Raw genomic sequence first — 25,401 nt, 5'->3', positions numbered from 1 at the left:
GGCGTGTCAGGCCGCTCGGGCCAGTTCCGCCTTGCCGAACAACAGGGCGTAGCCGGACGGCAGTTGGGCCAGAACTCGATCGACGAGCTCGTCGCCCACCAGCTCCGGCAGCACGCTCAGGACCGAGCTGACGTGCCAGCGGGCCGTCGCCGGGGTCGCGCCCTCGATGCGGCCGGCCACCGCGTCCACGAACTCCGGTGCGGCCAACGGCCTGGTGAGCGGAATCCGGGAGGCGACAAGCCTGGCGGCCTCCTCGGGCAGGGCCCGGGCGAGGTCGACACGTTCGTCGCCGGTGACATGGCCGCCGAGGGCGGACAGGACGACGCGGACGACCTGTTCCGCCTCCGCCGCGGTCGGGTACTGCCCGGCATCCCGCACGGCGTCGACGAGGTCGCTCCACCGTGTCGTTCTGGTCGCTCGTTCCGCGCTGAGTGCGCTCATGTACGGGTCTCCTGGGGGTCGTTGCGCCCCGCGGGCGGATCGGCCGGCCCGCGGGGGCGCGACTGCCTGGTTCGTGCTTCGGCCGCCGCGGTCAGCGGCTGATCTCCCTGCGGCCGCTGTCGCCGCCCGTGATCTGGATGCGTCGCGGCTTGGCCTGCTCGGCCACCGGGATGCGCAGGGTGAGGACGCCGGCGTCGTACGAGGCGTCGATGCGTTCCGTGTCGAGGGTGTCGCCGAGGAAGAGCTGACGGGTGAAGGAGCCCGTGGGGCGCTCGGCGACGATCATCTCCGCGCCCTCGGGGGCGGGGCGACGGCGCTCGGCGCGGACGTTGAGGACGTTGCGCTCGACGTCCAGGTCGATCGTCTCGGGGTCGACACCGGGGAGGTCGAAGTGGACGACGAAGTCGTCACCCGACCGGTACGCGTCCATCGCCATCGCGGCGGGACGAGCGTTGGAACCGAAAACCTGCTGCGTGAGCCGGTCGAACTCACGGAAGGGGTCGGTACGCATGAGCATCACGGTCCATCTCCTTTCCACAGACTCTGCGGTGCGATGCCCTACGCCTTCTTATATAGCTCGAACCAGGAAACTTGACAAGCCCCGACTCAGGTTCGGATGCCGGCCCTGATCCGGAGTTAGCCTCGGGTCACATCGACCGAGGAGGCAGACATGGCGAGGGTTCCCAGCGCGGTGGTCGCGGCGGGCGGACTCGTCGGCGGGTACGGCGTGGCCCGCTGGACGAGGAAGCGCCGGCTGGGCGGGGCGGTACTGGCCGTCGCCGGGGCCGCGGCGGCCCAGCAGTGGCGGGCGCGGGCCGGCGGGAAGGCGGCCGGGGCACTGACGGCCGCGTACGTGGCCGCCTTCGCCGGGTCCCACCCGCTGGCCAAGAAGGTGGGCGCGTGGCCCGCGGTGTTCGGCGCGGCGGGCGCGGTGGCCCTGGCGTCGTGGGCGGTGGCCGACCGCAACGCCTGAGCGGTCTCACCGGCCTCCCCCGGACGGGTGGGTCAGCACATTCACCACCCGCCCGTTCGGATCCCGGACGAAGAAGCGCCGTACGCCCCACTCCTCGTCCCGCAGCTCCCGTACGACCTCCGCGCCCGACGCGAGGACCTGCGCGTACACGGCGTCGACGTCCACGACCTCCACGCTCAGGTCGGGGACGACGGGCGCGGTGCGCTCCTCGGTGAGGAAGCTGATCTGCGCGGTCGGGTTGGCCGGCGACGCCAGCGTCACGACCCACCCCATGTCCATGACCTCCTCGAAGCCGAGCAGGCCGTAGAAGTCACGGCTGGCGGTCAGCGCCTCCCCGGACTCGACGTGGATGTCGGGCACGATCCTGCGGATACTCACAGACACAGCTCCTTCTCTCCCGGCCTTTTCTGTTATCGGCGCTCCCACCCTCGCGTCTCCTGACCGTCCCAGCCACCGGCACGCGAGGAATGACGTTCGTGACTTCACAGATCAGCCGCCGCGGCATGCTGAAGGCGGCGGGTGCGGCGGTGACCGCGGCCACGGCCCTGCCCGCCACCGCCACCACAGCAGCAGCCGCCGACTCCGCCTTCGCGCACCCGGGCCTGCTGCACACCCGGGCCGACCTGGCCCGCATGGCCGCCAAGGTGAAGGCGGGCGCCGCCCCTTACACGGCCGGTTTCGCCAGGCTGACCGCCAACCGCCATGCGCAGAGCGGCTGGACGCCCAACCCGCAGGCCACGGTGTACCGGGGCGCGGGCAGCCCCGAGAACTACGCGACCCTCTACAACGACATCCACGCCGCCTACCAGAACGCCCTGCGCCACCACGTCAGCGGCGACAGCGCGCACGCCGACACGGCCGTGACGATCCTCAACGCCTGGTCGGCGCGACTGACGTCACTGGCCGGGTCCGCGGACCGCTTCCTCGCCGCCGGTCTGTACGGCTACCAGTTCGCCAACGCCGCCGAACTCGTCCGTGACCACCCGGACTTCGACCTCTCCCGCTTCCAGGAGATGCTCACCAAGGTCTTCGCCCCGCTCAGCGACGACTTCCTGGTCCGGCACAACGGGGCCGTCGTCACCAACTACTGGACCAACTGGGACCTCACCGCCATGGCCTGCGTCCTGGCCGCCGGCATCCTCTGCGACGACAGGTCCCAAGTCACCCGCGCGATCGACTACTTCAAGCACGGCGAAGGCCTCGGCGCCGTCAGGAACGCCATCCCCGTCGTGCACGACGACGGCCTCGCCGAGTGGCTGGAGGCGGGCCGGGACCAGGGGCACGCGCTCCTCGGCGTCGGCCTGATGGGCACGTTCTGCGAGATGGCGTGGAACCAGGGGTACGACCTGTACGGCTACGACGACAGCCGGTTCCTCAAGGGGGCCCAGTACGTGGCGAAGTGGAGCCTGGGAGGGGACGTCTCCTACACCGCGAACACCCGCGCCAAGGGGGCGATCGGGGGCTGGTCCGGAAGAGAGACGGCCTCCGCGGCGGCGGGCGTCAACCCGGCGATGACCCGCCCCATCTGGGCGATGATCGCCAACCACTACACGAAACGACGCGGACTTCCGGCGTCCTACGTCACCCGGATCGCCGCCAAGTCGGCACCGGAGGGGGGCGGCGGGGACTACGGCCCCAACAGCGGCGGCTACGACCAACTGGGCTTCGGCACACTGGCGTTCACGCGGGACAGGGTGACGCACACGAGGCCTTCCCCTCAACCGACGACCAGCACAAGCGCCTCTCCTGCGGCCGGCCCCGACCTTGCGGCCACCGGTTCCACCAACGTCCTAGGGTGGTCGGCGGCAGCGGGGATCACTGCGGTCGCGGGGGGACTGCTTTTGCTGCGGCGACGGGAGGAGTAGGCGCCTATGGGGGTGCCGGGTTCGGTTGTTTGGCGAGTGCGGGTGTGTGGGGGCTGGTCGCGCAGTTCCCCGCGGGCAGCTGCGCTGGGCTTGGGCGGGGCGCCTGTGGGGGTGCCGGGTCGAGTTGTCGGGCGGGTGCGGGTGCGTGGGGGCTGGTCGCGCAGTTCCCCGCGGGCAGCTGCGCTGGGCTTGGGCGGAGCGCCCATGAGGGTGCCGGGTTCGGTTGTTTGGCGAGTGCGGGCCGGTGGGGGCTGGTCGCGCAGTTCCCTGCGCCCCTAAGTGGGTGCAGTCACGCCGGCCAGGATGGACCGTTGATCACCTCCTCCGCCGCGACCGCGCGCCACGACGGGCCGGTAGCCGCGTACGGCGGGCAGGGGACGGGGTGGGGGGTGTCCGCCCGCAGCGGCCGGCGTCCGTTACCGAGCACAGCTAAAGCAGCCGAGCCGCCGGACCGAGGACGGACACCCCCCACCCCGGCCCCGACCCCACACCACACCGCACGCGCTACACAAGCCCCCACCGGACCCGCGCAGGCCGCCGCAGGCATCAGGGGCGCGGGGAACTGCGCAAAACGCCCGCCCCCACCGAACCCGCACCCGCACCCGCACCCGCACCCGCACCACGTAGCCGCATCACGTAGCCGTAAGCGGCTTAGCGATGTCCTCCAGCGACCGCCCCTCCGCCCGCACAGCCAAGAACGCCGCCACCAACCCCGCCGCACACATCAACCCCGCCCCGATCTGGAACGCCAACACCGTGTCCCCGACCTGCCCCGTACTCGTCAGGTCAGCGAACAGCAACGGCCCGCTGATACCGCCCGCCGCCGTACCCAGCGCGTAGAAGAACGCGATCGACATGGCCCGCGTCTCCATCGGGAACACCTCGGACACCGTGAGGTAGGCACTCGACGCCCCCGCCGACGCGAAGAACAGCACCGCGCACCAGCACGCCGTCAACGTGGCCGCACTCAGCGAGCCCCGGTCGAACAGCCACGCCGTCCCGAACAGCAGCAGCCCCGACAGCAGATACGTGGACGAGATCATCACCCGCCGCCCCACCGTGTCGAACAGCTTCCCCAGCAGCAGCGGCCCGCAGAAGTTGCCGATCGCGATGACCGCGAAGTAGTACCCGGTGTCCCCCGTCGGCACGTCGAAGAAGGTCGTGAGGATCGCCCCGAAGCCGAACGTGATCGCGTTGTACAGGAAGGCCTGGCCGATGAACAGGGAGAACCCCAGCACCGACCGGCGCCGATAGTCCGAGAACACCGTCCGAGCGATCTCCACGAACGTCACGCTCCGCCGCTGACGGATCGTGAGCTCGCCCTCGGGCCGCGGAAGAGCCGACCCCTGCTCCTCCTCCACCCGCGACTCGATCGACGAGACGATCCGCTCCGCATCCTCGTCCCGCCCGTGGATCAGCAACCACCGCGGACTCTCCGGCACATGCCGCCGCACCAGCAGAATCACGAACGCCAGCACCGCCCCCAGCGCGAACGTCAGCCGCCACCCCACGTCCTTCGCGAAGAAGTCCGTGTTCAGCGCGACGATCGACAGCAGGGAACCACCCACCGCTCCCAGCCAGAAACTCCCGTTGATCATCAGGTCGACCCGGCCCCGGTACTGCGCCGGGATCAGCTCGTCGATCGCGGAGTTGATCGCCGCGTACTCTCCGCCGATCCCGAATCCGGTCAGAAAGCGGAACGCGAAGAACCACCACGACTCGAAGGACACTGCCGTCAGCGCCGTGGCCGCCAGATACACCGCCAGCGTGATCATGAACAGCTTCTTGCGGCCCCACTTGTCCGTCAGCCGCCCCCAGAACAGCGCCCCCACGCACGCACCCGCCACGTACAGCGCAGCCGCGACGCCGGTGACCTGCCCGGAGGAGATCGACAGGCCGCTTCCCGGTTCCGACAGCCGGCTCGCGATGTTGCCGACGACCGTGACCTCCAGGCCGTCGAGGATCCACACGGTGCCGAGTCCGATGACGATCGTCCAGTGCCAGCGTGACCAGGGAAGCCGGTCGAGTCTTGCGGGGATGTTGGTCGTCACGGTGCGGCCGGTATCGGCCTGGGCGGTGGTCACGGACGGGCTCCCTCCTCGTCGAGCGGCTCGTCGAGCGATCCTCGAACGAACCCCACCCGGGTGCCCCCGACCTCCCCGGCTACGCCCCCAGCGCCCGCGACACGGTGTAGATCAACAAACCCACGAGGGAGCCGACGACCGTGCCGTTGATCCGGATGAACTGCAGGTCGCGGCCGATGTGCGCCTCGATCTTCCTCGTGGTGTGCTCGGCGTCCCAGCCGGCCACCGTGTCCGTGATCAGGGAGGTGATCTCCCGCCGGTAGGTGGTGACCACGTACACCGCGGCTCCCTCCACCCAGCCGTCGACCTTCGCCTGCACCTTCGGGTCGACGGCCATCCGCGCGCCCAGCGACAGCAGCGACGCCCGTACCCGCAGCCGCAGCTCGCTTCGCTCGTCCTCGGCTGCGGCGACGATCATCGACCGTACGGCGGTCCAGGCGGACGCGATCAGGTCCTGCACCTCGCCGCGCCCCAGCACCTCGCCCTTGAGCCGTTCGACGCGCGCGCGGGTGTCGGTGTCGGACTGGAGGTCGGAGGCGAAGTCCGTCAGAAACCGGTCAAGGGCGCCGCGCGCCGGATGGGACGGCATGTCCCGCATCTCGGTCACGAACCGCAACAGCTCCTTGTAGACCCGCTCGCCGACCTTCTTGTCGACGAACCGCGGGGTCCAGCCGGGCGCGCCCCCCTGCACCGCGTGCATGACCTGCTCGTCATGGAGCACGAGCCAGTCGTGGGCCCGGGCCACGACCAGGTCGACGACCCGCCGGTGCCCGCCGTCGGCGACGACCTTTTCCAGCATCTTCCCGATGCCGGGCGCGATCTCCTGGGCGTCGGCCCGCCGGGTGATCGCCTCGCCGACCACGGCCTGGACGTCGGAGTCCCGCAGGACGGTCAGGGCGCCCCTGAGCGCGGCCGACAGCTCCGCCGTGACCCGGTCGGCGTGCTCGGGATCGGCCAGCCAGGCGCCCAGCCGGCTGCCGATCCCCACGGCGCGCAGCCGCTGTCGTACGACGTCCTCCGAGAGGAAGTTCTCGCCGACGAACTCGCCCAGCGACACCCCCAGCTGGTCCTTCTTGGTGGGGATGATCGCGGTGTGCGGGATGGGCAGGCCGAGGGGGTGGCGGAAGAGAGCGGTGACCGCGAACCAGTCGGCCATCGCGCCGACCATGCCGGCCTCGGCGGCCGCGGCGACATAGCCGACCCAGGGACCGGCCCCGGAGTTGTCCGCCCACTTGGCGAGGACGTACACCACGGCCACGAACAGCAGCAGCCCGGTCGCGGTGAGCTTCATGCGCCGCACCCCGCGCTGTTTCTCCAGGTCGGCCTCGCTGAAGGTGTTCATCGCTCGTACGGGCGAGGCGGGAGCGGCGCGGCTCGTGGACGTCACGGCCCCGTCGCTCCGGGCCTGCGGCTCCACGTCGGCCGGTGCCGTTTCCTCAGGTTTCGTGCGTTCCATCCGCTCCACCCGTTCGGTGATCCCTCACACATTGTCCCTTCCTGACCGACTCCCGGAACAGAACAGGAGTTCCCGGTGTCGATCCTGACGAGGGAACCGGAGGGGTCTCGTCACGTCTCCTCGGGTTCATGCCCCATCATGGGTTCATCAGATCGGAGCCTCGGGCTCCCATCGCCCTAGGAGAACAGCACCACATGACTCGGCGTCATGGTTACGCCCTGCTTGCCGCGATCGTCGCTCTGATCGTGGCCCTGTCCACCGCCCTCTACGTCTCGGTGGCGGCCGGCACCGGCACCGCGGACCGGACCTCGCTGTCCGGTTCCGGGCCCGTACGCCCGTCCGCCGCGCCCGCCTCCGCCAGAGTTTGGGTCGCCACCTGGTCCGCCTCCCCGGTCGGCGCCGAACCCGGCACCGGGACCGAGGGCATGACCGGCCGCTCCGTCCGCAACGTCGTCCACGCCGGCGTCGGCGGTACGAGTGCCCGTATCACGCTGTCCAATCTCTACGGCCGGACCGCGCTGACCGTCACGCACGCGTCCCTCGCCCTCGCCGCCGGTCCGGGGACCCCCTCGGCACAGGCGGGCACCACGCGGCGGCTGACGTTCGCCGGCAGCACCACGGTCGTCGTCGCGGCGGGCGGGCAGGTGCTCAGCGACGCCGTCGCCCTGGCCGTCCCGGCGGGCGCCGACGTCCTCGTCACCACCTACTCCCCCACCCTGTCCGGCCCGGTCACCTACCACCCGACGGCCCGGCAGACCTCGTACGCCGGCCCCGGCGACCTCACCGCCGACGAGACCGGGACGGGGTACACGGAGCAGGTCGACCACTGGCGGTATCTCACCGCGCTGGACGTGCTCAGCGACGAGGCCGACGGCACGGTGGTCGCCTTCGGCGACTCGCTGACCGACGGCAAGAACTCCACCGCGAACGCGAACGCCCGCTGGCCGGACTTCCTGAACCGGCGCCTGCGCACCGCGCTCGCCACCGGCCGGGACCTGCCCCGCTACAGCGTCGTCAACGAGGGGATCGGCGGCAACCGGGTCCTAGAGGACGCCCGGGGCCGCCCCCTGGAGAACCAGGCCGGCATCCGCCGCTTCCGGCGGGACGTGCTCGACCGCCCCAACGTCAAGATCGTGGTCATCGACCTCGGCATCAACGACATCCTGCGCACGCCGGGCACCGTAGACCCCCAGAAGCTCCTCACCGGCCTGCGCGACCTGGTCCGCCAGGCACACGCGCACGGCATCAAGGTCGTCGGCGCGACCCTCATGCCCGTCGGCAAGCGCACCACCTGGACCGAGGCCCGCGAGGGCGTCCGCCAGACCGTCAACGCGGAGATCCGTGCGGGCAGGGTCTACGACGCGGTGATCGACTTCGACAAGGCACTGAGGGATCCCTACGACCCCCGCAGCCTCCGCGCGATGTACGACTCGGGAGACCGGCTCCACCCCAACGACAGGGGGTACGAGCGGATGGCGGCCGCGTTCGACCTGCGGTTCCTGAAGGGTTCGACGGCGGCACGCTTGTGAGCGCGGAGGGCTTTAGGGGCGCGGGGCTGTGCCGATGTGCGGCTCCGCCGCGTGGGCGCGACCAGCCACAACCCACCCGCACCCGCCGACGAGCCGCTCAGCCCTGCCCCCGCCGGCGCCCCTCCCTCAGCTCGCGCGCGACCCCCCGGCGCTCCAGCCGCTCCTGCCGCCGCTCCTCCCGCAGCCGCTGCCGGTCGGCCTTCCTGAGCTTGCGCTCGACCCCGACACCGCCCCAGAACGCGAACCCGGTCACGACCACCCGCGGAGCACCCGGCTCCCCCGGCACACCCTCCTCGCGGTGGTCGAAGCCGCCCATGATCCCGATCCCGCGCACCACGACCTCGACCCCCGGCGGCACGATCACCTGCATCCCGCCCATGATCGCGACGCAGTTGATCTCGACCTCGCCGGCGGCGAAGTTCGCGTCCCGCAGGTCGAGCTCCCCGCCGCCCCAGAAGGCGAAGCAGTTGAAGCGCCGGGGCACGGTCCAGCGCCCCCTGCGCTGGAACCCGGACATCACGGCGACGGCCCACGTCGAGGAGCCCTCGCCGCCGACGATCCGGGACGCCCAACTCCCGTCCTGCTCGGGCCGCTTCTGCATGTCGACCTTGGGAACGGCCACCTGGCCGACCGGCAGGTCCCGGGTGATCGGCGCGAGCTCGCCGTACGTCCGCGCCCGGTACGTGGCGTCCAGCCGCTCCTCGAACTCCTCCATGTCGAGACGCCCCTCCGCGAGGGCGTCCCGCAGGACCTCGGCGACTCGCTCACGATCGGCGTCGGCAGCCCGGAGTTCCGGGAGTTCGTCGGTCATACGCATCAGCCTACGAGCTACCTCACCCCACGGCTACGACACCGCTTTCTCCGCCTCTCCCGCATACATCTTGGCGATCACCGCCTCGATGTCCGGCTCCCGCACCGACAGATCCACCAGCGGGTACTCCGCCGCGACCCGCGCCACCAGCGCCGCCGCCGACTCGGACGCCGGGAACGCCAGCCACTGCCGCGGTCCCTCGACCCTCACCACGCGCGCGGGGGCCGCCTCGATCGGCGGCAACTCCCGCTCCAGGTCCACCACCAGGGTGCGCTCGCTCTCGCCCACCTCGTGGAGCCCGGCGAGCGGACCGTCGTACATCAGGCGCCCATGGTCGATGACCATCACCCGGGAGCAGAGCTGCTCGATGTCCTGGAGGTCGTGGGTGGTCAGCAGGACCGTCGTGCCCCGCTCGGTGTTCAACTCCCGCAGGAATCCCCGCACCTTGGCCTTGGAGATGACGTCCAGTCCGATGGTCGGCTCGTCCAGGTACAGCACCTCGGGGTCGTGCAGCAGGGCCGCCGCGATGTCGCCCCGCATGCGCTGGCCCAGGGACAGCTGTCGTACCGGGACGTCCAACAGGTCGGCCAGTTCGAGGAGTTCGACGCAGCGGTCGAGGTTCTCGCGGTAACGGGCGTCCGGGATGCGGTACATGCGGTGCATCAGCCGGTAGGAGTCGATCAGCGGGAGGTCCCACCAGAGAGTCGTCCGCTGTCCGAAGACGACCCCGATCCGGTGGGCCAGGCGGGTGCGCTCGCGGGACGGGTCGATGCCCGCCACCCGCAACCGGCCACCGCTCGGGGTCAGGATGCCCGTCAGCATCTTGATCGTCGTCGACTTGCCGGCGCCGTTCGGGCCGATGTACCCGACCATCTCGCCGCGCGCCACGGTGAAGGAGATCGAGTCGACCGCCCGCACCTGGCGTCGCTCCCGTTTGAGGAAACCTGCCTTCTTGCGCACGTCGAATACCTTCTCGACACGGTCCAGTTCAATGAAGGCGTCCATCGCCACGTCCACCTCTAACTCCCCGTACTCCGATACGACCCGAGCCCCGCCCGCCACGCGAGTCCCGCCAGCGCGGCGCACGCCACCGCCACCAGCGGCGGGGTGAAGGCCGCCCACCCCGGCAGGTCCAGCGGGTACGGCCTGCCCAACACATAAGAGGCCGGCACCCAGTTGACGAAGGCGAGGGGCAGCACGAACGTCACCCCGCGCACGAAGTCCTTCCCGAACACCGTCGGCGGGTACTGAAGCAGGGTCGTACCGCCGTACGTGAACGCGTTCTGCACCTCGGAGGCGTCCTGCGCGAAGATCTGGAAGGCCGCGCCCGCCACGAACACCGCGCAGAAGATCGCCGCGCCGCTGACCACCATCAACGGCACCAGCAGCACCTTCGCCGCACTCCAGTCGACATGCACCGAGGTCAGCGCCCACCCCAGCACCACCGTGCCCTGGGTGATCCGGCCCAGGCGGCGCACCGCGAAACGGTCAGCGCCGATCTGCGCGAGCACCGGCGCCGGCCGCACCAGCAGGATGTCGAAGGAACCGTCACGGATCCGCGAGCCCAGCACATCCATCGAGCCGAGCACCAGGTCGGCGATCCCGAAGGCGGTCACCGAGAGGCCGTAGAGGAAGGCGATCTCGGACAGCCCCCAGCCGCCCAGCGAGTCGACCTGCGAGAACATCAGCAGGATCCCGACGAAGTCCAGGCCGGTCATCACCAGATTGGCGCACATCGTGACGACGAAGGAGGTGCGGTAGGTCATGGCCGACCGGATCCACATGCCGGCGATCAGCCGGTAGGCGCGCACCCCCTCGCCCAGGCGGGACGTCTCAGCCACCCTGCACCACCACCCGCCGGGTCGCCGCCGACTGCAGCAGCCGCCCGGCTCCCAGCAGCACCACCGCCCACGTCGCCTGGAAGGCGTACGCCCCGAGCGGGTCGGTCTCCCCCATCAGCACGTCCGCCGGCATCTGGAGCTGCGCCGCCCACGGCAGCGCCCGCACGATGTCGCCCAGGACGCCCGGGAAGGCGTTGAGCGGGAACACTATGCCCGAGCAGAAGACGCCCGTGATCATCACGCCCTGCATGATGCCCATGCCGTCCATCAGCCAGAACACGCTCAGAGCCGCGAGATAGCGGATCCCGAAACTGACGACCATCGCCAGGAGCAGCGCCACGAACAGGGCCAGCCACGAGTAGACGTCCGTGGGCAGCGCCATCGGGAAGAACAGGGCGCCGAACGCGAAGGGGATCACGCCCCGCCCGATCAGCTGGAACAGCGACCGGCCCAAGTCGCTCGCCAGCCACCACAGTTGGAGGTCGGCCGGACGGTACAGGTCGACCGCGATCTCACCCGTGCGAATCCGCTCGATCACGTCCTTCTCGGCACCGCCGCCCTGGATGGCCAGTGTCGAGTAGAGACACTGCCCCAGCCAGACGTAGGTGACCGCCTGCGCCTGGTCGTAGCCCCCCAGGTGGGGCTTCTCGTCCCACAGCGCGAGATACGTGTAGACGAGGATCACACCGAAGACGGTGTTGGTGAACACCCCCGCGAACGTGGCCGCGCGATATGTCGCGTATCGTCGGAATCCCCCTGCCGCGACGGCCGCGTACAACCGCCAGGAACCCACATCAACAGCCCTCCTCGGCCCGCGGACACCGAAGCGCAGGAGCCTACTGCGCTGTTGACGGGGCGGGCCAGCCATTTTCCCGGGCGAGACGCGCGCCATATCCGGGAACGGAACGCAGGGTGCGAGAGTCTTCAACAGGGGACGCAGAAGGCGTACGAGGTCGTACGGGAACGTACGACGCGAAACAGGAGTCCGTGCACGAGATGAGCGACCAGCCGCAGCAGCCGACGACCGAGGGCTGGGCACCGAAAGACCCACAGGCGCCCGCAGAGCCCGACGGGAAGAAGAAGGCCAAGCGGCCCAAGCGCACCGGCTGGCGACGAGTGATCCCGACCTGGCGGATGGTGCTGGGCACCTTCGTCCTCGGACTGATCGCCCTGGCCGGCCTGTTCTCCCTCGGCTACTCCATGGTCAACATCCCGCCGGCCAACGCGCTCGCCACCAAGCAGACCAACGTCTACCTCTACGCCGACGGCAGCCAACTCGCCCGCGACGGCGAGGTCAACCGCGAGAACGTCTCCCTCGCACAGGTCTCCAAGGACGCCCAGCACGCCGTACTCGCCGCCGAGGACCGCGACTTCTACACCGAGTCCGCGATCGACCCGAAGGCCATGCTCCGCGCCGGCTGGAACACCGCCACCGGCAAGGGCAAGCAGTCCGGCTCGACGATCACCCAGCAGTACGTGAAGAACTACTACCTGGCCCAGGAGCAGACCGTCACCCGCAAGGTGAAGGAGTTCTTCATCTCGATCAAGCTGGACCGCACCCAGCCCAAGGACCGGATCCTCGAGGGCTACCTCAACACCAGCTACTTCGGCCGCAACGCCTACGGCATCCAGGCCGCCGCCCAGGCCTACTACGGCAAGGACGCCGTCGACCTCGACCCGGCCCACGCCGCCTACCTCGCCGCGCTGGTCAACGCGCCGAGCGAGTACGACGTCGTCGCGCACCCCGAGAACAAGGCGGCGGCCCAGGCCCGCTGGAACTACGTCCTGGACGGCATGGTCAAGAAGGGCTGGCTGGCCCAGTCCGAGCGCACCGGGCTGAAGTTCCCGATGCCGAAGGAGCAGACCGTCTCCACCGGCCTGTCCGGGCAGCGCGGCTACATCAAGGACGCGGTCGAGGACTACATCATCAAGAACAAGATCCTCACCAAGGACCAGTTGGAGGCGGGCGGCTACCGCATCACCACCACCCTGCAGAAGAGCAAGCAGAACGCCTTCGTGAAGGCGGTGAACGACCAGGTGATGAAGAAGCTCGACAAGAAGAACAACAAGACCGACAACTACGTCCGCGCAGGCGGCGCCTCCATCGACCCGAAGACCGGCAAGATCGTCGCCATGTACGGCGGCATCGACTACGTCAAGCAGTACACGAACGGCGCGACCCGAGGCGACTTCCAGGTCGGCTCCATCTTCAAGCCCATCGTGTTCGCCTCCGCCGTCCAGAACCACTCCGAGACCCAGGACGGCGAGCTCATCACCCCCAACACCTACTACGACGGCACCAACAAGCGGCCGGTCGTCGGGTGGAACGGCGGCACCTACGCCCCCGAGAACGAGGACCAGGGCTCCTACGGCGACATCACCGTCCGCGCGGCCACCGACAAGTCCGTCAACTCGGTGTACGCGCAGATGGCCGTCGACGTCGGCTCCGACAAGGTCAAGCAGACCGCGATCGACCTGGGCATCCCCTCCGACACCCCCGACCTGACGGCGTCCCCGTCCATCGCGCTCGGCGTGAACACCGCGAGCGTCCTCGACATGGCGGAGGCCTACGCCACCCTCGCCAACCACGGCCGGCACGGCACGTACACGATGATCGACAAGATCACCAAGGACAACGCCGAGACCGTCGAGCTGCCCCGGCAGAAGACCGAGCAGGCCGTCAGCCGCGAGGCCGCCGACACCACCACCTCGATCCTCCAGAGCGTCGTCGAGAACGGCACCGCCACCGCCGCCCAGGGCGCGGACCGCCCCGCCGCGGGCAAGACCGGCACCGCCGAGGAGGACACCGCGGCCTGGTTCGCCGGCTACACCCCCGAACTCGCCACGGTCGTCTCCGTCATGGGCCAGGACCCGGTGACCGCCGCGCACAAGTCGCTGTACGGCGCGCTGGGCCTGCAGCGCGTCAACGGCGGCGGACCGCCCGCGGAGATCTGGGCGCAGTACACCAAGGCCGCCCTCAAGGGGAAGCCGACCGGCGAGTTCGACCTTGAACTCCAGCCGGGCGCCGAGACCCAGGCGCCGAGCAGCCAGGCCCCCGTCGACCCGACCACGGGCGGCGAGGACGACGGCGGCACCACGGGCGACACCACCGCCGGCCAGGACACCGGGGGCCAGACCCAGGGGCAGACCCGGGGCCAGGACAACGGCGGCACGACCACGACCGGCGGCAACACCACGACGGGCGGCACCACCGGGGGCACGACCGACGGCGGCACGGCCACCGGCGGGACCACCGGGGGCACCACGGACGGCGGCACCACGACCGACGGCGGCACCACCGACGGCGGCACGACGGGCGAGGCGAACGGCGGCACCACCGGAGACACACCCGGCGGCGGGGCGACCACGGAAGGCGCGGGCCTCGTGACCACGACCAGACGGGACTGACCCTCCCACGGCACGCCGAGAGGGGCCGGTGACTGCTGTCACCGGCCCCTCTCGCGTCGATCCACAGACAGTCGATCTACAGGTACAGGCCCGTCGAGTCCTCGGAGCCCTCGAACCGGTCGGCCGCCACCGCGTGCAGATCACGCTCACGCATGAGGACATAACCGGTCCCGCGCACCTCGACCTCGGCCCGGTCCTCGGGGTCGTACAGCACCCGGTCACCCGGCTCCACGGTCCGTACGTTCTGCCCCACGGCGACGACCTCGGCCCACGCCAGCCGGCGTCCGACGGCCGCGGTGGCGGGAATGAGGATGCCGCCTCCCGACCGCCGCTCGCCCTCACCGTTCTCCTGCCGCACGAGTACGCGGTCGTGCAGCATCCGGATGGGCAGCTTGTCCTGTGGGATGTCGTTTCTCTTGGCGCTCACGCCACTGAACCTACCTGTCCTCGACGCCCGTGTACGCGGCCGGGTCAGCCCTTGCGGCGCCGGGTTCCCAGGGCGAGCAGCCCCACGAGTCCCACGGCGACGAGGGCGACGGGCAGGACGCGCTCCAGACGAGGAGCGCCCTCCTCGTCCACGAACTGGGCCTTCACGTCCGTGACCGCCTTGTTGACGGAGACATACGCCCGCCCGAGCGTGTGGTCGATGTTGGAGACGACTTTGGCCTTGGCGTCGCCGACGATCGTCTTCGGGTGCACCCGCACCCCGATCTCGTCGAGCGTGTCTGCCAGCACCTCGCGGCGGCGCTTGATGTCCGCCTCGATCTGCGCCGGGGTTCTGATGTCCGACGTGTCCGCCACGGTAGAGCCTCCGGGGTCGCTGCTACTTGTCCTGGACAGTCTGTCAGCTCCGGCCGCGCCCGCACTGTCAGGACCCCCGGTTACGCTGACCCAATGAGCGAGCGACTCCAGCCCGGGGACGTGGCCCCCGCCTTCACCCTCCCCGACGCCGACGGCAACGACGTGTCCCTCTCCGCCCACAAGGGCCGCAAGGTCATCGTCTACTTCTACCCGGCGGCCCTGACCCCCGGCTGCACGAAGCAGGCCTGCGACTTCACCGACAACCTGGAGGTGCTGGCCGGCGCGGGCTACGACGTCCTCGGCATCTCCCCGGACGCCCCGGAGAAGCTGGCGAAGTTCCGCGAGAAGGAATCCCTCAAGGTCACCCTCCTCGCCGACCCGGAGAAGACCGTCACCGAGGCCTACGGCGCCTACGGCGAGAAGAAGAACTACGGCAAGACCTACATGGGCGTCATCCGCTCCACGATCGTCGTGGACGAGGAGGGCAAGGTCGAGCGGGCCCTGTACAACGTCCGTGCGACCGGCCACGTAGCGAAGATCATCAAGGACCTGGGTATCTGATCCCCCCGTTTCCCTGCCGAGCGGCTCGCACCGGACACGCCCGGTGCGAGCCGCTTTACATTTCGGGCGTGACTGTCCGATAAGCGGTTCGTTACTCCGTACGAGGTCGCGAACGTGTGGCCGAGGACGGAGGGGGTTCAGTGGGGGCGAGTGTGTACACCAAGGAGCGGCTGGAGGAGGCGGCTCGGGGGGCTCGGACGTTGTCGGAGGCGTGTCAGACGTTAGGGGTGGATCCGAAGAGCTGGAAACGGCGCTACGTCCACGAGCGGATGAAGAAGCTCGGGGTGGACGTCTCGCACTTCGAGCGTGAGGGTGCCAAGTGGACACGGGACATCCTTCAGCCGGTGGTCGCGGCGTCGACGAGCGTCAATGACGTCCTGCGTCGACTCGGGCTTGAAATGGTCGGCGGCCACCACACCAACATCTCTCGGCGCATCAAGGCCTATGGCATCGACACCTCGCACTTCACGCCAGTGGTGCGCACCGAAAGGCAGCGGTACAACCAGCGCCGCCGGACGGCCGAGGAGATCCTCGTCGAGGACACGTCGACAGACGCACGCCGCGTGCCGAGCAGCCGCCTCAAGCGGGCGATGGGCGCGCTGGGCGTAGAGGAGTGCTGCGCCATGTGCGGAATCGAAGGGGTCTGGCTCGGCGAGCCGCTCCCCCTCGAGGTCGATCACATCGACGGCAACTGGCGGAACAACCGCGTCGAGAACCTGCGGATGCTGTGTCCTAACTGCCACTCGACGACGGACAGTTACCGAGGGCGCGGCAAGGGCAGGGCTTCATGAGCGGTGGCATGCAGTACACCCGGGAACGGCTGAAGGAAGCCGCCGCGCGGTGTTCCGACCTCGACGAGGTCATCGCACTCTTCGGCACCCGGCCCTACGGCTGTCTGCGCACGTATCTCACCGGACGATTCGCCCACTTCGACATTGACATCTCGCATTTTCGCCCCTGCGGCAGGTCGGCGCGGCCCACCCGCGACGAGCTACGTGTGGTGGTGGCCGGCTCGACCTCCGTGGCGGAGGTGCTGCGTCGTCTCGGCCGCATGAACAACGGTGCGCAACGGCAGAAGGTGCGCAAGTGGATCGCCGACGATCACCTCACGACAGATCACTTCCTTGGGCAGGCACACCAGCGGGGCAGACCGGCGCCGAACTCCAAACGCCCCGAGGACGTTCTGGTACGACACGAAGGCCCCCACCGGACAGCGACGAAGCGCCTACGCCGGGCGCTTGACGCGGTGGGGGTACCCGAGGAATGCGCCAGGTGCGGAGTCGGCCCTGTGTGGCTCGGCAAACCCATGACGCTGGAGGTCGACCACATCAACGGCGATTGGCGCGACGACCGGCGGGAGAACCTGCGGCTGCTGTGCCCCAACTGTCATGCGATCACCAGCACGTGGTGCAGGGGAGGGCGGCGAGTAACTAGCAGCTCCCAGTAGAGTGGGCACCGCTGCGGGCCCGTATCCCAGCTGGCAAGAGGATGCCGGTTTAGATCCGGTATGTCGTGGGTTCGAGTCCCACCGGGCCCACCTTGTGAGGGGCGCTCCACCACAGGTGGGGCGCCCTTCGACGTCAGCCCAACAACTCCCGCACCACCGGCACCAGCGCCCGGAACGCCTCCCCCCGGTGGCTGATCGCGTTCTTCTCCGCTGCCGACATCTCGGCGCACGTCCGTGTCTCGCCGTCCGGCTGGAGGATCGGGTCGTAGCCGAAGCCGTTCGTGCCGACGGGGGCGTGGCGGAGGGTGCCCCTCAGTTGGCCCTCGACCACCCTCTCCGTGCCGTCCGGCAGGGCCAGGGCCGCCGCGCAGGCGAAGTGGGCGCCCCGGTGTTCGTCGGCGATGTCCGAGAGCTGGGCCAGCAGCAACTCCAGGTTCGCGCGGTCGTCTCCGTGGCTCCCCGACCAGCGGGCCGAGAAGATGCCGGGGGCGCCGTTCAGGACATCCACGCAGAGGCCCGAGTCGTCGGCGACCGCCGGCAACCCCGTGGCCTGGGCCAGGGCGTGGGCCTTGAGCAGGGCGTTCTCGGCGAAGGTGACGCCGGTTTCCTTGACGTCGGGGATCTCGGGGTACGCGTCCGCGCCGACAAGGTCGAAGGGCAGACCTGCGTCGGCGAGGATCGCGTGGAGCTCGGTGATTTTGCCGGCGTTGCGGGTGGCGAGGATCAGGCGGGTCATGCCCACCAGTATTACGGCGTGCAGACCTTGGTCAGTTCGCCGGCCGCGTCGGTGACGGGGCTCAGGTCCGGGGTCTCGTCGCCGTTCTTGACCGCCGTACGGACATTGGTCACGGCCGCGCCGAGGTCGTCGACCGCCTTGTTGACGTCGGCGTTGTCCGTCTTGTCGCCGATCTCGTCGAGGTTCTGGTCGATGGCGGCGAGGGACTCGTCGATCTGGGTCGGGTCGTTCGACGCGTTCTCCACGGCCTGCTGGAGGTCGGTGACGCTGTCGGCGACGGCCTCGGCGGTCTGGACGCAGTCCAGGGCCTTGCTGACGGCGTCGCAGCCGGTGGTGAGGCCGGCCGTGAGTGCCACGGCGGCCACCGCGGCGGCGATGGTGATACGGCGACTTCGGCGGCGTCGGCTCGCGGCCATGGATCTGTTCCTCCCTGTGGCAGGCCTCGGGAGGCCCCCGTTGACTGGCCGGGCGCCCGTTGTGCACAGCGGGCGCCCGTACTCCCGAAGACGCCGGGACGGCGGGGCGGGTTGCGCGCGCCGGCCACCGTTCTTGGCGGTCCCTTTACCTTTCGAGGACCGTGTCGAGCGCCTTGCTCTGCAGGGCGGTGAGTTCCGAGCAGCCCAGGACCGCGAGGTCGAGGAGGGAGTTGAGCTCGTCGCGGGCGAAGGGCTCGGCCTCGGCGGTGCCCTGGACCTCGACGAAGCGGCCGTCGCCGGTGCAGACGACGTTCATGTCGGTCTCGGCGCGGACGTCCTCCTCGTAGCAGAGGTCGAGGAGGGGTACGCCGCCGACGATGCCGACGGAGACCGCGCTCACGGTTCCGGTCAGCGGGCGGCGGCCGGCCTTGATCAGTTTCTTGCCCTGGGCCCAGGCGACGGCGTCGGCCAGGGCGACGTAGGCGCCGGTGATGGCGGCCGTGCGGGTGCCGCCGTCGGCCTGGAGGACGTCGCAGTCGAGGACGATGGTGTTCTCGCCGAGCGCCTTGTAGTCGATGACCGCGCGCAGGGACCGGCCGATGAGGCGGCTGATCTCGTGCGTGCGGCCGCCGATCTTGCCGCGGACGGATTCGCGGTCGCCGCGGGTGTTGGTGGCGCGGGGCAGCATGGAGTACTCGGCGGTCACCCAGCCCTCGCCGCTGCCCTTGCGCCAGCGGGGGACGCCTTCGGTGACGGAGGCGGTGCAGAGGACCTTGGTGTCGCCGAAGGAGACGAGGACGGAGCCCTCGGCGTGCTTGCTCCAGCCGCGTTCGATGGTGACCGGGCGGAGTTGTTCGGGGGTGCGGCCGTCGATTCGAGACATGGCGTCGAGCCTATCGGCCTCCCGGGTGGGCGTTCGGCGCCCTCAGCTCACATCATGTCCTCGATCTCGGCGGCGATCGGGTCGGCGTCGGTGCCGATGACGACCTGGATCGCGGTGCCCATCTTGACGACGCCGTGGGCGCCGGCGGCCTTGAGGGCGGCTTCGTCGACGAGGGCCGCGTCGTGGACCTCGGTCCGCAGGCGCGTGATGCAGCCCTCGATCTCGTCGATGTTGCCGATGCCGCCGAGCCCGGCGACGATCTTCTCTGCCTTGGTGGCCATGTCGTTCTCCTCATGCGCAGTTGGCCCAGCTTCGCGGGCGATCGCGCTGTTCGTACCGAAAGATGACGTCACAGCAAGCAATCGTCCGTGACTGGTCTACACCACCCGACAGGCGGTCGCCAACTGATGAGTTCGGAAACGGAGATCTCACCCGCACGCAGGCGCCGGCAGTCGGCGTTCCAGGGATTGCAGAAGATGGGCCGCAGTCTTCAGCTGCCCATCGCCGTGCTGCCGGCCGCGGGCATCCTCAACCGGCTCGGCCAGCCGGATGTGTTCGGGGACGACGGGCTGGGGTGGACGAACGTCTCCAAGGTGATGGCGGGTGCGGGCGGGGCGCTGCTCGACGGTCAGTTGGGGCTGCCGCTGCTGTTCTGCGTGGGTGTGTCGATCGGGATGGCGAAGAAGTCGGACGGGTCGACGGCGTTGGCGGCGGTCGCCGGGTTCCTCGTCTATTTCTCGGTGTTGAGGCAGTTTCCGGAGGGCTGTCCGAGTGGGGCGAAGGCCGTGCCGGGCATCGGGTGCCAGGCGACGGTGGACCAGACGGTGGTGGCGTTCACCTATCAGAACCCGGGGGTGTTCGGTGGCATCGTGATGGGGCTGCTGACGGCGTTCTTCTGGCAGCGGTACCACCGCACGAAGCTGGTGGACTGGCTCGGGTTCTTCAACGGGCGGCGGCTGGTGCCGATCATCATGGCGTTCGTGGCGATCGTGTTCGCCGCGCTGTGTCTGTGGGTGTGGCCGCCGATCGGTGACGGTCTGGAGAGCTTCAGCGACTGGCTGAAGGGCGCGGGGGCGTGGGGTTCGGGGCTGTTCGGTGTGGCGAACCGGGCGTTGCTGGTGATCGGGCTGCACCAGTTCCTGAACGTGCCCATCTGGTTCCAGTTCGGGACGTACACCGAGCCGGACGGCACCGAGGTGCACGGTGACATCAACATGTTCCTGGCGGGCGATCCGAACGCGGGGCAGTTCACCTCGGGGTTCTTCCCGATCATGATGTTCGCGTTGCCGGCGGCGGCGCTGGCGATCACGCACTGCGCGAAGCCGGCCCGGCGCAAGGAGGTCGGCGGTCTGATGCTGTCGGTGGCCCTGACCTCCTTCGTGACGGGCATCACCGAGCCCATCGAGTACTCGTTCCTGTTCGTCGCGCCGCTTTTGTATGTGGTGCACGCGGTGCTGACGGGGGTGTCGATGGCGGTGACGTGGGGTCTCGGGGTGCACGACGGCTTCAGCTTCTCGGCCGGTCTCATCGACTACGTCATCAACTGGAATCTGGCGACGAAGCCGTGGGCGATCATCCCGATCGGCCTGTGTTTCGCGGCCGTCTACTACGCGATCTTCCGGTTCGCGATCACGCGGTTCGACCTGAAGACGCCGGGCAGGGAGCCGGACGAGGAGGTCGAGGACGTCACCAAAATGTAGTCCTCCGGTTGCAGAACTGACGGGTTCCTTATAACGCCCCCATCGTGTACAACAGGTCTACACCACTGAGTGGTGTAGACCACCACCCGATGGAGGAAGCGTCATGAGCACCGCCACCGAGACGAAGGCGGCCCCCGCCAAGAAGCGGGGATCCGGTCTTATTCAGGGCCTGCAGAAGGTCGGCCGAAGCCTGCAGCTCCCGATCGCCGTGTTGCCGGCGGCGGGGATCCTGCTCCGGTTCGGCCAGCCCGATGTGTTCGGCAAGGACGGCTTCGGCTGGGACAAGGTCGCGTCCGTGTTCGCCACCGCCGGTGGCGCGATCTTCGACAACCTGCCGCTGCTGTTCTGCATCGGTGTCGCCATCGGCTTCGCCAAGAAGTCCGACGGCTCCACCGCGCTGGCCGCCGTGGTCGGCTTCCTGGTCTACAGCAACGTGCTGAAGGCCTTCCCGGTGACCGAGGCGAAGGTCCAGGCCGGCGCGGACATAGCCGCGACCTACAACAACCCCGGTGTCCTCGGCGGCATCATCATGGGTCTGCTGTCCGCCGTGCTGTGGCAGCGCTTCCACCGCACCAAGCTGGTGGACTGGCTCGGCTTCTTCAACGGCCGCCGCCTGGTGCCGATCATCATGGCCTTCGTCGGCACCCTGATGGGCGTCTTCTTCGGTCTCGTCTGGGAGCCGATCGGTGAGGTCATCTCCAACTTCGGTGAGTGGATGACCGGACTCGGAGCCTTCGGTGCGGGACTGTTCGGTCTGATCAACCGCGCGCTGATCCCCATCGGCATGCACCAGTTCGTGAACTCCGTCGCCTGGTTCCAGATCGGCGACTTCAAGGACGCCACGGGCGCCGTCGTCCACGGCGACCTGACCCGCTTCTTCGCCGGTGACCCGACGGCCGGTCAGTTCATGGCGGGCTTCTTCCCGATCATGATGTTCGGTCTGCCGGCCGCCGCGATCGCGATCGCCCACTCCGCCCGCCCCGAGCGCCGCAAGGCCGTGATGGGCATGATGATCTCGCTCGCGCTGACCTCCTTCGTGACGGGTGTGACCGAGCCCATCGAGTTCTCGTTCATGTTCATCGCGCCGCTGCTCTACGCGATCCACGCGGTCCTGACCGCCGTCTCCATGGCGGTGACCTGGGCACTGGGCGTCCACGCGGGCTTCACCTTCTCCGCGGGCGTCATCGACTACGGGCTGAACTGGAACCTGGCCACGAAGCCCTGGCTGATCATCCCGATCGGCCTGGTCTTCGGCGCCATCTACTACGCCGTCTTCCGCTTCGCCATCGTCAAGTTCAACCTCCCCACCCCGGGCCGCGAGCCCGAGGAGGAGATCGAGGACCTCACCAAGGCGTGAGAACCCGCTGACGCACGCCGAGGCCCCCGGAGCCCTGAACCGCTCCGGGGGCCTCTGCCATGTCGTAGGGGCTAGATCTCGTACGACTGCCTCGGCGTCGCCAGGGACACCGTGCCGTCGAAGACCGCGCGCGCGTCGGCGAGGTTGACCTGGGGGTCGGTCCACGGGGGGATGTGGGTGAGGACCAGGCGGCGGGCGCCTGCCCGGGTCGCGGTCTCACCCGCCTCGCGGCCGTTGAGGTGCACGTCGGGGATGTTCTCCTTGCCGTGCGTGAAGGCGGCCTCGCACAGGAACAGGTCGGTGTCGCGGGCGAGTTCGGTCAGGGCGGGGCTGAGACCCGTGTCGCCGGAGTACGTCAGGGACTTCCCGCCGTGCTCGACGCGGATGCCGTACGCCTCCACCGGGTGCGCCACTCGCTCCGTGTGGACCGTGAACGGGCCGATGTCGAAGGTGGACGGCTTGACCGTGTGGAAGTCGAAGACCTCGCTCATGGAGGAGGCGGTGGGGGTGTCGGCGTAGGCCGTGGTCAGACGGTGTTCGGTGCCTTCGGGGCCGTAGACCGGGAGGGGGTCGCAGCGGCCGCCCTCGTGGCGGTAGTAGCGCGCGACGAAGTACGCGCACATATCGATGCAGTGGTCGGCGTGCAGATGGCTGAGGAAGATCGCGTCGAGGTCGTAGAGACCGCAGTGGCGCTGCAGCTCGCCAAGGGCACCGTTGCCCATGTCGAGAAGCAGCCGGAAGCCGTCGGCCTCGACGAGGTAGCTCGAGCAGGCCGATTCCGCGGACGGGAACGACCCCGAGCAGCCGACGACGGTGAGCTTCATGAAACAGAAACCTCCGCTGGCGGGACTTTTCTGGGATAGAGACGGGGGTCGTGCGGTCCGTCGAGCGTAAGGCGCAAAACCTCCGGTCGCTCCTCCGCCAAGGGCTGTTGTGGGCGAACTCACCTGTGGTGTCACCGGTTCGGCTGGACCAGGGGCGTGTGGGGGGGTGAGAGAGGGATCACGGGTTCCACAGAGGGCGCACGGGACAGATCGCGCGCCGGTAACGTCGTCCTCATGGACACGTCCTGGTGGCTCGCGCTCGCTGCGGTGGTGCTGCTCGCGCTGGTCGCCACGCTCGTGGACGGGTGGGGGCGGGGGCATCGGCCCCGGGGCCGCGCGGACCGTACGACTCGGCCGTCCGGGCGAACGACGGGCGGGCGGCCGCGGCCCGCCGAGATCTGGTGGGCGGCGGTGCCGTACGAAGACGGGCCGGGAGCCAAGGACCGGCCGTGTCTCGTGCTGGCGGTGAACGGCCGGCGTGCGACGGTCGCGAAGATCACCAGCAAGTACCACCACGAGCGGGCCGGGGTGATCCCGCTTCCTCCGGGCTCGGTGGGCGACGCTCAGGGGCGCGCGAGCTTCCTGGAGACGGACGAGCTGCGGCAGGTGCCGGTGGGGGACTTCCGGCGCAAGGCGGGGGTGGTGGACCCGGTCCTGTGGGATCAGGTCCGTCACCTGGCGACGTAGAACGAGGCGTGGAACCTCACGCCCAGAGCTGGCCCTGCAGTGTCTCGATCGCTTCCTCCGTGGTCGCCGCGGTGTAGACGCCCGTCGAGAGGTACTTCCAGCCGCCGTCGGCCACGACGAACGCGATGTCGGCGGACTCCCCCGCCTTCAGCGCCTTGTTGCCGACGCCGATCGCCGCGTGCAGGGCGGCACCGGTGGAGACGCCCGCGAAGATGCCCTCCTGCTGGAGGAGCTCGCGGGTGCGGGTGACCGCGTCGGCGGAGCCGACGGAGAAGCGGGTGGTCAGCACCGAGGCGTCGTACAGCTCCGGTACGAAGCCCTCGTCCAGGTTCCTGAGCCCGTACACCAGGTCGTCGTAGCGGGGCTCGGCGGCGACGATCTTCACGTCCGGCTTGTGCTCGCGCAGGTAGCGGCCGACGCCCATCAGGGTGCCGGTGGTGCCGAGGCCCGCGACGAAGTGGGTGATGGAGGGGAGGTCGGCGAGGATCTCCGGACCGGTGGTCGCGTAGTGGGCGCCCGCGTTGTCGGGGTTGCCGTACTGGTAGAGCATCACCCAGTCGGGGTGCTCGGCGGAGAGCTCCTTGGCGACCCGTACGGCGGTGTTGGAGCCGCCCGCGGCGGGGGACGGGATGATCTCGGCGCCCCACATCCCGAGCAGGTCGCGGCGCTCCTGGGAGGTGTTCTCGGGCATCACGCAGACCATGCGGTAGCCCTTGAGCTTGGCCGCCATGGCCAGGGAGATGCCGGTGTTGCCGGAGGTCGGCTCCAGGATGGTGCAGCCCGGGGTCAGGCGGCCGTCCTTCTCCGCCTGCTCGATCATGTACAGGGCGGGGCGGTCCTTGACCGAGCCGGTCGGGTTGCGGTCCTCCAGCTTCGCCCAGATGCGAACGTCGGCGGACGGCGAGAGCCGCGGCAGGCGCACCAGAGGGGTGTTGCCCACCGCGGCCAGCGGGGAGTCGTAACGCACGACGATCAGGCCATGCCGCCGGCGACGGCCGGCAGGATCGTGACGTTGTCGCCGTCGGTGAGCTTGGTGTTGATGCCGTCGAGGAAGCGGACGTCCTCGTCGTTCAGGTAGACGTTGACGAAGCGGCGCAGCTCGCCACCGTCCACGATGCGGGCCTGGACGCCCGCATGCCGGGTCTCGAGGTCGGCGAAGAGCTCGGCGAGGGTGTTCCCGTTGCCCTCCACCGCCTTCTGGCCGTCGGTGTAGGTGCGGAGGATGGTCGGGATGCGGACCTCGATGGCCATGGCTCAGGGCTCCTGTCGGATGGTGTCTGGTCGGTGGCGCGCGGCAGCGCTGATACAGCAGGTCGTGCGTGTGAGGCTCCCCCACGCTCGGCTTCGCTCGCGCGGGCGGTACCCCCACCGGCCCACGGCCGTACGGCGGCAGGGCCGGGCGTCAACAGATGGCGCTGGCGAGCCTGCACAGGTCGACGTGCAGCCGCGCCACGAGCAGGGTGCCCGGCGTCTTCTCGCTCACGTCGTAAGAAACCATGGGGTCATCGTATCGATTCCCGGTCCGGGTCCCGGAATGTGATCCCACCATGCGGACGGAATCCGCCCGCCCGCTGAGATACG

29 protein-coding genes and 1 tRNA gene are annotated in these 25,401 nt (G+C 69.6%); 11 read left to right on the top strand and 19 right to left on the bottom strand.

Features of this window, described 5'->3' with window-relative positions:
- Positions 1 to 6: 6 nt before the first annotated feature.
- Both RKD20_RS27380 and RKD20_RS27375 read right to left on the bottom strand, forming a co-directional pair.
- Positions 7 to 441, bottom strand: coding sequence for a DUF2267 domain-containing protein (locus tag RKD20_RS27380; protein WP_020121157.1), 435 nt, complete (start codon positions 439 to 441; stop codon positions 7 to 9).
- A 91-nt stretch (positions 442 to 532) separates the two neighbouring features.
- The gene (locus RKD20_RS27375; RefSeq protein WP_424883334.1) at positions 533 to 958 is read right to left on the bottom strand and encodes an Hsp20/alpha crystallin family protein; all 426 of its coding nucleotides are present in this window, start codon (positions 956 to 958) and stop codon (positions 533 to 535) included.
- A gap of 153 nt (positions 959 to 1,111) precedes the next feature.
- Here RKD20_RS27375 and RKD20_RS27370 point away from each other — a divergent pair, with 153 nt between their 5' ends.
- Positions 1,112 to 1,414, top strand: a complete 303-nt coding sequence (locus tag RKD20_RS27370) for a hypothetical protein (protein ID WP_424880014.1) — start codon at positions 1,112 to 1,114, stop codon at positions 1,412 to 1,414.
- A 6-nt stretch (positions 1,415 to 1,420) separates the two neighbouring features.
- Here the strand turns inward: RKD20_RS27370 and RKD20_RS27365 are convergent, their stop codons facing one another.
- Positions 1,421 to 1,792, bottom strand: coding sequence for a VOC family protein (locus RKD20_RS27365; RefSeq protein WP_424880013.1), 372 nt, complete (start codon positions 1,790 to 1,792; stop codon positions 1,421 to 1,423).
- Between the two features lie 125 nt (positions 1,793 to 1,917).
- Between RKD20_RS27365 and RKD20_RS27360 the strand changes: the two genes are divergently transcribed.
- Positions 1,918 to 3,279, top strand: a complete 1,362-nt coding sequence (locus RKD20_RS27360) for an alginate lyase family protein (protein WP_424883333.1) — start codon at positions 1,918 to 1,920, stop codon at positions 3,277 to 3,279.
- 632 nt (positions 3,280 to 3,911) lie between these two features.
- On the opposite strand, the gene RKD20_RS27355 is transcribed toward RKD20_RS27360, so the two are convergent.
- Positions 3,912 to 5,363, bottom strand: coding sequence for an MFS transporter (locus RKD20_RS27355; RefSeq protein WP_424880012.1), 1,452 nt, complete (start codon positions 5,361 to 5,363; stop codon positions 3,912 to 3,914).
- Between the two features lie 79 nt (positions 5,364 to 5,442).
- Positions 5,443 to 6,819, bottom strand: coding sequence for a DUF445 domain-containing protein (locus tag RKD20_RS27350; RefSeq protein ID WP_424880011.1), 1,377 nt, complete (start codon positions 6,817 to 6,819; stop codon positions 5,443 to 5,445).
- A 194-nt stretch (positions 6,820 to 7,013) separates the two neighbouring features.
- Between RKD20_RS27350 and RKD20_RS27345 the strand changes: the two genes are divergently transcribed.
- Positions 7,014 to 8,348 (top strand): SGNH/GDSL hydrolase family protein, encoded by a 1,335-nt coding sequence (locus RKD20_RS27345; RefSeq protein ID WP_424880010.1) that lies wholly within the window; start codon positions 7,014 to 7,016, stop codon positions 8,346 to 8,348.
- 97 nt (positions 8,349 to 8,445) lie between these two features.
- Here RKD20_RS27345 and RKD20_RS27340 read toward each other — a convergent pair whose 3' ends face one another.
- Genes RKD20_RS27340 through RKD20_RS27325 form a run of 4 tightly spaced genes read right to left on the bottom strand, consistent with a single transcriptional unit; the run spans position 8,446 to position 11,793 of the window.
- Complete coding sequence (locus RKD20_RS27340) at positions 8,446 to 9,159, bottom strand: DUF1707 SHOCT-like domain-containing protein (protein ID WP_424880009.1); 714 nt, start codon at positions 9,157 to 9,159, stop codon at positions 8,446 to 8,448.
- A gap of 33 nt (positions 9,160 to 9,192) precedes the next feature.
- Positions 9,193 to 10,164 carry an ABC transporter ATP-binding protein gene (locus RKD20_RS27335; protein ID WP_424880008.1) on the bottom strand — a complete coding sequence of 324 codons (972 nt, stop codon included), beginning with the start codon at positions 10,162 to 10,164 and terminating at the stop codon, positions 9,193 to 9,195.
- A gap of 14 nt (positions 10,165 to 10,178) precedes the next feature.
- Positions 10,179 to 11,000, bottom strand: coding sequence for an ABC transporter permease (locus RKD20_RS27330; RefSeq protein WP_424880007.1), 822 nt, complete (start codon positions 10,998 to 11,000; stop codon positions 10,179 to 10,181).
- The gene (locus RKD20_RS27325) at positions 10,993 to 11,793 is read right to left on the bottom strand and encodes an ABC transporter permease (RefSeq protein WP_424880006.1); all 801 of its coding nucleotides are present in this window, start codon (positions 11,791 to 11,793) and stop codon (positions 10,993 to 10,995) included. Before RKD20_RS27325 ends, RKD20_RS27330 begins: the two co-directional genes overlap by 8 nt.
- Positions 11,794 to 11,996: 203 nt before the next feature.
- On the opposite strand from RKD20_RS27325, the gene RKD20_RS27320 reads away from it, so the two are divergent.
- The gene (locus RKD20_RS27320; protein ID WP_424880005.1) at positions 11,997 to 14,408 is read left to right on the top strand and encodes a transglycosylase domain-containing protein; all 2,412 of its coding nucleotides are present in this window, start codon (positions 11,997 to 11,999) and stop codon (positions 14,406 to 14,408) included.
- A gap of 76 nt (positions 14,409 to 14,484) precedes the next feature.
- Here the strand turns inward: RKD20_RS27320 and RKD20_RS27315 are convergent, their stop codons facing one another.
- The gene (locus tag RKD20_RS27315; RefSeq protein WP_020121168.1) at positions 14,485 to 14,835 is read right to left on the bottom strand and encodes a GroES family chaperonin; all 351 of its coding nucleotides are present in this window, start codon (positions 14,833 to 14,835) and stop codon (positions 14,485 to 14,487) included.
- Positions 14,836 to 14,879: 44 nt separating this feature from the next.
- Positions 14,880 to 15,209, bottom strand: a complete 330-nt coding sequence (locus RKD20_RS27310; RefSeq protein WP_007382342.1) for a DUF3618 domain-containing protein — start codon at positions 15,207 to 15,209, stop codon at positions 14,880 to 14,882.
- Positions 15,210 to 15,302: 93 nt separating this feature from the next.
- Between RKD20_RS27310 and bcp the strand changes: the two genes are divergently transcribed.
- From bcp to RKD20_RS27290, 4 genes are all read left to right on the top strand, one after another.
- On the top strand, positions 15,303 to 15,770 hold the full coding sequence (bcp, locus tag RKD20_RS27305; protein ID WP_031056763.1) for a thioredoxin-dependent thiol peroxidase: 468 nt from the start codon (positions 15,303 to 15,305) through the stop codon (positions 15,768 to 15,770).
- A gap of 140 nt (positions 15,771 to 15,910) precedes the next feature.
- Entirely contained in the window at positions 15,911 to 16,561 is a 651-nt protein-coding gene (locus RKD20_RS27300; RefSeq protein ID WP_424883332.1) for an HNH endonuclease signature motif containing protein, read from the top strand.
- 8 nt (positions 16,562 to 16,569) lie between these two features.
- Positions 16,570 to 17,217: an HNH endonuclease gene (locus RKD20_RS27295; RefSeq protein WP_424880004.1), complete on the top strand. Its 648-nt coding sequence runs from the start codon at positions 16,570 to 16,572 to the stop codon at positions 17,215 to 17,217.
- Positions 17,218 to 17,232: 15 nt separating this feature from the next.
- Positions 17,233 to 17,307 (top strand) — tRNA-Leu (locus tag RKD20_RS27290).
- A 43-nt stretch (positions 17,308 to 17,350) separates the two neighbouring features.
- Here RKD20_RS27290 and rdgB read toward each other — a convergent pair.
- The 4 genes from rdgB to RKD20_RS27270 all read right to left on the bottom strand — a co-directional run bounded on the left by rdgB (position 17,351) and on the right by RKD20_RS27270 (position 19,575).
- Positions 17,351 to 17,953 carry an RdgB/HAM1 family non-canonical purine NTP pyrophosphatase gene (gene rdgB / locus RKD20_RS27285; protein ID WP_424880003.1) on the bottom strand — a complete coding sequence of 201 codons (603 nt, stop codon included), beginning with the start codon at positions 17,951 to 17,953 and terminating at the stop codon, positions 17,351 to 17,353.
- 11 nt (positions 17,954 to 17,964) lie between these two features.
- Positions 17,965 to 18,369 carry a hypothetical protein gene (locus RKD20_RS27280; protein WP_424880002.1) on the bottom strand — a complete coding sequence of 135 codons (405 nt, stop codon included), beginning with the start codon at positions 18,367 to 18,369 and terminating at the stop codon, positions 17,965 to 17,967.
- A gap of 145 nt (positions 18,370 to 18,514) precedes the next feature.
- A complete protein-coding gene (gene rph / locus RKD20_RS27275) occupies positions 18,515 to 19,252 on the bottom strand; it encodes a ribonuclease PH (protein WP_424880001.1) in 738 nt (245 codons plus the stop codon).
- A gap of 47 nt (positions 19,253 to 19,299) precedes the next feature.
- On the bottom strand, positions 19,300 to 19,575 hold the full coding sequence (locus RKD20_RS27270; protein ID WP_424883331.1) for a glucose PTS transporter subunit EIIB: 276 nt from the start codon (positions 19,573 to 19,575) through the stop codon (positions 19,300 to 19,302).
- 84 nt (positions 19,576 to 19,659) lie between these two features.
- Between RKD20_RS27270 and RKD20_RS27265 the strand changes: the two genes are divergently transcribed.
- The gene (locus RKD20_RS27265; protein ID WP_424880000.1) at positions 19,660 to 20,952 is read left to right on the top strand and encodes a PTS transporter subunit EIIC; all 1,293 of its coding nucleotides are present in this window, start codon (positions 19,660 to 19,662) and stop codon (positions 20,950 to 20,952) included.
- A 103-nt stretch (positions 20,953 to 21,055) separates the two neighbouring features.
- Entirely contained in the window at positions 21,056 to 22,309 is a 1,254-nt protein-coding gene (locus RKD20_RS27260; RefSeq protein ID WP_424879999.1) for a PTS transporter subunit EIIC, read from the top strand.
- A gap of 71 nt (positions 22,310 to 22,380) precedes the next feature.
- Here the strand turns inward: RKD20_RS27260 and RKD20_RS27255 are convergent, their stop codons facing one another.
- Positions 22,381 to 23,133 carry an MBL fold metallo-hydrolase gene (locus RKD20_RS27255; protein ID WP_424879998.1) on the bottom strand — a complete coding sequence of 251 codons (753 nt, stop codon included), beginning with the start codon at positions 23,131 to 23,133 and terminating at the stop codon, positions 22,381 to 22,383.
- Positions 23,134 to 23,367: 234 nt separating this feature from the next.
- On the opposite strand from RKD20_RS27255, the gene RKD20_RS27250 reads away from it, so the two are divergent.
- Positions 23,368 to 23,820, top strand: coding sequence for a type II toxin-antitoxin system PemK/MazF family toxin (locus RKD20_RS27250; protein ID WP_424879997.1), 453 nt, complete (start codon positions 23,368 to 23,370; stop codon positions 23,818 to 23,820).
- A gap of 16 nt (positions 23,821 to 23,836) precedes the next feature.
- Here RKD20_RS27250 and RKD20_RS27245 read toward each other — a convergent pair whose 3' ends face one another.
- From RKD20_RS27245 to RKD20_RS27235, 3 genes are all read right to left on the bottom strand, one after another.
- Positions 23,837 to 24,787 (bottom strand): PLP-dependent cysteine synthase family protein, encoded by a 951-nt coding sequence (locus RKD20_RS27245; protein WP_424879996.1) that lies wholly within the window; start codon positions 24,785 to 24,787, stop codon positions 23,837 to 23,839.
- A gap of 5 nt (positions 24,788 to 24,792) precedes the next feature.
- On the bottom strand, positions 24,793 to 25,071 hold the full coding sequence (locus tag RKD20_RS27240) for a MoaD/ThiS family protein (RefSeq protein ID WP_007382355.1): 279 nt from the start codon (positions 25,069 to 25,071) through the stop codon (positions 24,793 to 24,795).
- Positions 25,072 to 25,222: 151 nt separating this feature from the next.
- Positions 25,223 to 25,318 carry a putative leader peptide gene (locus RKD20_RS27235; RefSeq protein ID WP_020121180.1) on the bottom strand — a complete coding sequence of 32 codons (96 nt, stop codon included), beginning with the start codon at positions 25,316 to 25,318 and terminating at the stop codon, positions 25,223 to 25,225.
- Positions 25,319 to 25,401 lie beyond the last annotated feature (83 nt).

It is taken from the genome of Streptomyces sp. SLBN-8D4 (assembly GCF_049739545.1).
Taxonomy (GTDB): domain Bacteria; phylum Actinomycetota; class Actinomycetes; order Streptomycetales; family Streptomycetaceae; genus Streptomyces; species Streptomyces canus_C.
The sequence above is the reverse complement of the archived record's forward strand: the minus strand, read 5'-3'. Positions and strand labels throughout refer to the sequence as shown.

Excerpts from the sequence above, each read along its gene's own strand:
- RKD20_RS27380 (WP_020121157.1), bottom strand. The coding sequence starts at position 441 with ATGAGCGCACTCAGCGCGGAACGAGCGACCAGAACGACACGGTGGAGC.
- RKD20_RS27375 (WP_424883334.1), bottom strand. The coding sequence starts at position 958 with ATGCTCATGCGTACCGACCCCTTCCGTGAGTTCGACCGGCTCACGCAG.
- RKD20_RS27370 (WP_424880014.1), top strand. The coding sequence starts at position 1,112 with ATGGCGAGGGTTCCCAGCGCGGTGGTCGCGGCGGGCGGACTCGTCGGC.
- RKD20_RS27360 (WP_424883333.1), top strand. The coding sequence starts at position 1,918 with ATGCTGAAGGCGGCGGGTGCGGCGGTGACCGCGGCCACGGCCCTGCCC.
- RKD20_RS27350 (WP_424880011.1), bottom strand. The coding sequence starts at position 6,819 with ATGGAACGCACGAAACCTGAGGAAACGGCACCGGCCGACGTGGAGCCG.
- RKD20_RS27345 (WP_424880010.1), top strand. The coding sequence starts at position 7,014 with ATGACTCGGCGTCATGGTTACGCCCTGCTTGCCGCGATCGTCGCTCTG.
- RKD20_RS27340 (WP_424880009.1), bottom strand. The coding sequence starts at position 9,159 with ATGACCGACGAACTCCCGGAACTCCGGGCTGCCGACGCCGATCGTGAG.
- RKD20_RS27335 (WP_424880008.1), bottom strand. The coding sequence starts at position 10,164 with ATGGACGCCTTCATTGAACTGGACCGTGTCGAGAAGGTATTCGACGTG.
- RKD20_RS27320 (WP_424880005.1), top strand. The coding sequence starts at position 11,997 with ATGAGCGACCAGCCGCAGCAGCCGACGACCGAGGGCTGGGCACCGAAA.
- bcp (WP_031056763.1), top strand. The coding sequence starts at position 15,303 with ATGAGCGAGCGACTCCAGCCCGGGGACGTGGCCCCCGCCTTCACCCTC.
- RKD20_RS27295 (WP_424880004.1), top strand. The coding sequence starts at position 16,570 with ATGCAGTACACCCGGGAACGGCTGAAGGAAGCCGCCGCGCGGTGTTCC.
- rdgB (WP_424880003.1), bottom strand. The coding sequence starts at position 17,953 with ATGACCCGCCTGATCCTCGCCACCCGCAACGCCGGCAAAATCACCGAG.
- RKD20_RS27280 (WP_424880002.1), bottom strand. The coding sequence starts at position 18,369 with ATGGCCGCGAGCCGACGCCGCCGAAGTCGCCGTATCACCATCGCCGCC.
- rph (WP_424880001.1), bottom strand. The coding sequence starts at position 19,252 with ATGTCTCGAATCGACGGCCGCACCCCCGAACAACTCCGCCCGGTCACC.
- RKD20_RS27265 (WP_424880000.1), top strand. The coding sequence starts at position 19,660 with ATGAGTTCGGAAACGGAGATCTCACCCGCACGCAGGCGCCGGCAGTCG.
- RKD20_RS27260 (WP_424879999.1), top strand. The coding sequence starts at position 21,056 with ATGAGCACCGCCACCGAGACGAAGGCGGCCCCCGCCAAGAAGCGGGGA.
- RKD20_RS27255 (WP_424879998.1), bottom strand. The coding sequence starts at position 23,133 with ATGAAGCTCACCGTCGTCGGCTGCTCGGGGTCGTTCCCGTCCGCGGAA.
- RKD20_RS27250 (WP_424879997.1), top strand. The coding sequence starts at position 23,368 with ATGGACACGTCCTGGTGGCTCGCGCTCGCTGCGGTGGTGCTGCTCGCG.
- RKD20_RS27240 (WP_007382355.1), bottom strand. The coding sequence starts at position 25,071 with ATGGCCATCGAGGTCCGCATCCCGACCATCCTCCGCACCTACACCGAC.
- RKD20_RS27235 (WP_020121180.1), bottom strand. The coding sequence starts at position 25,318 with ATGGTTTCTTACGACGTGAGCGAGAAGACGCCGGGCACCCTGCTCGTG.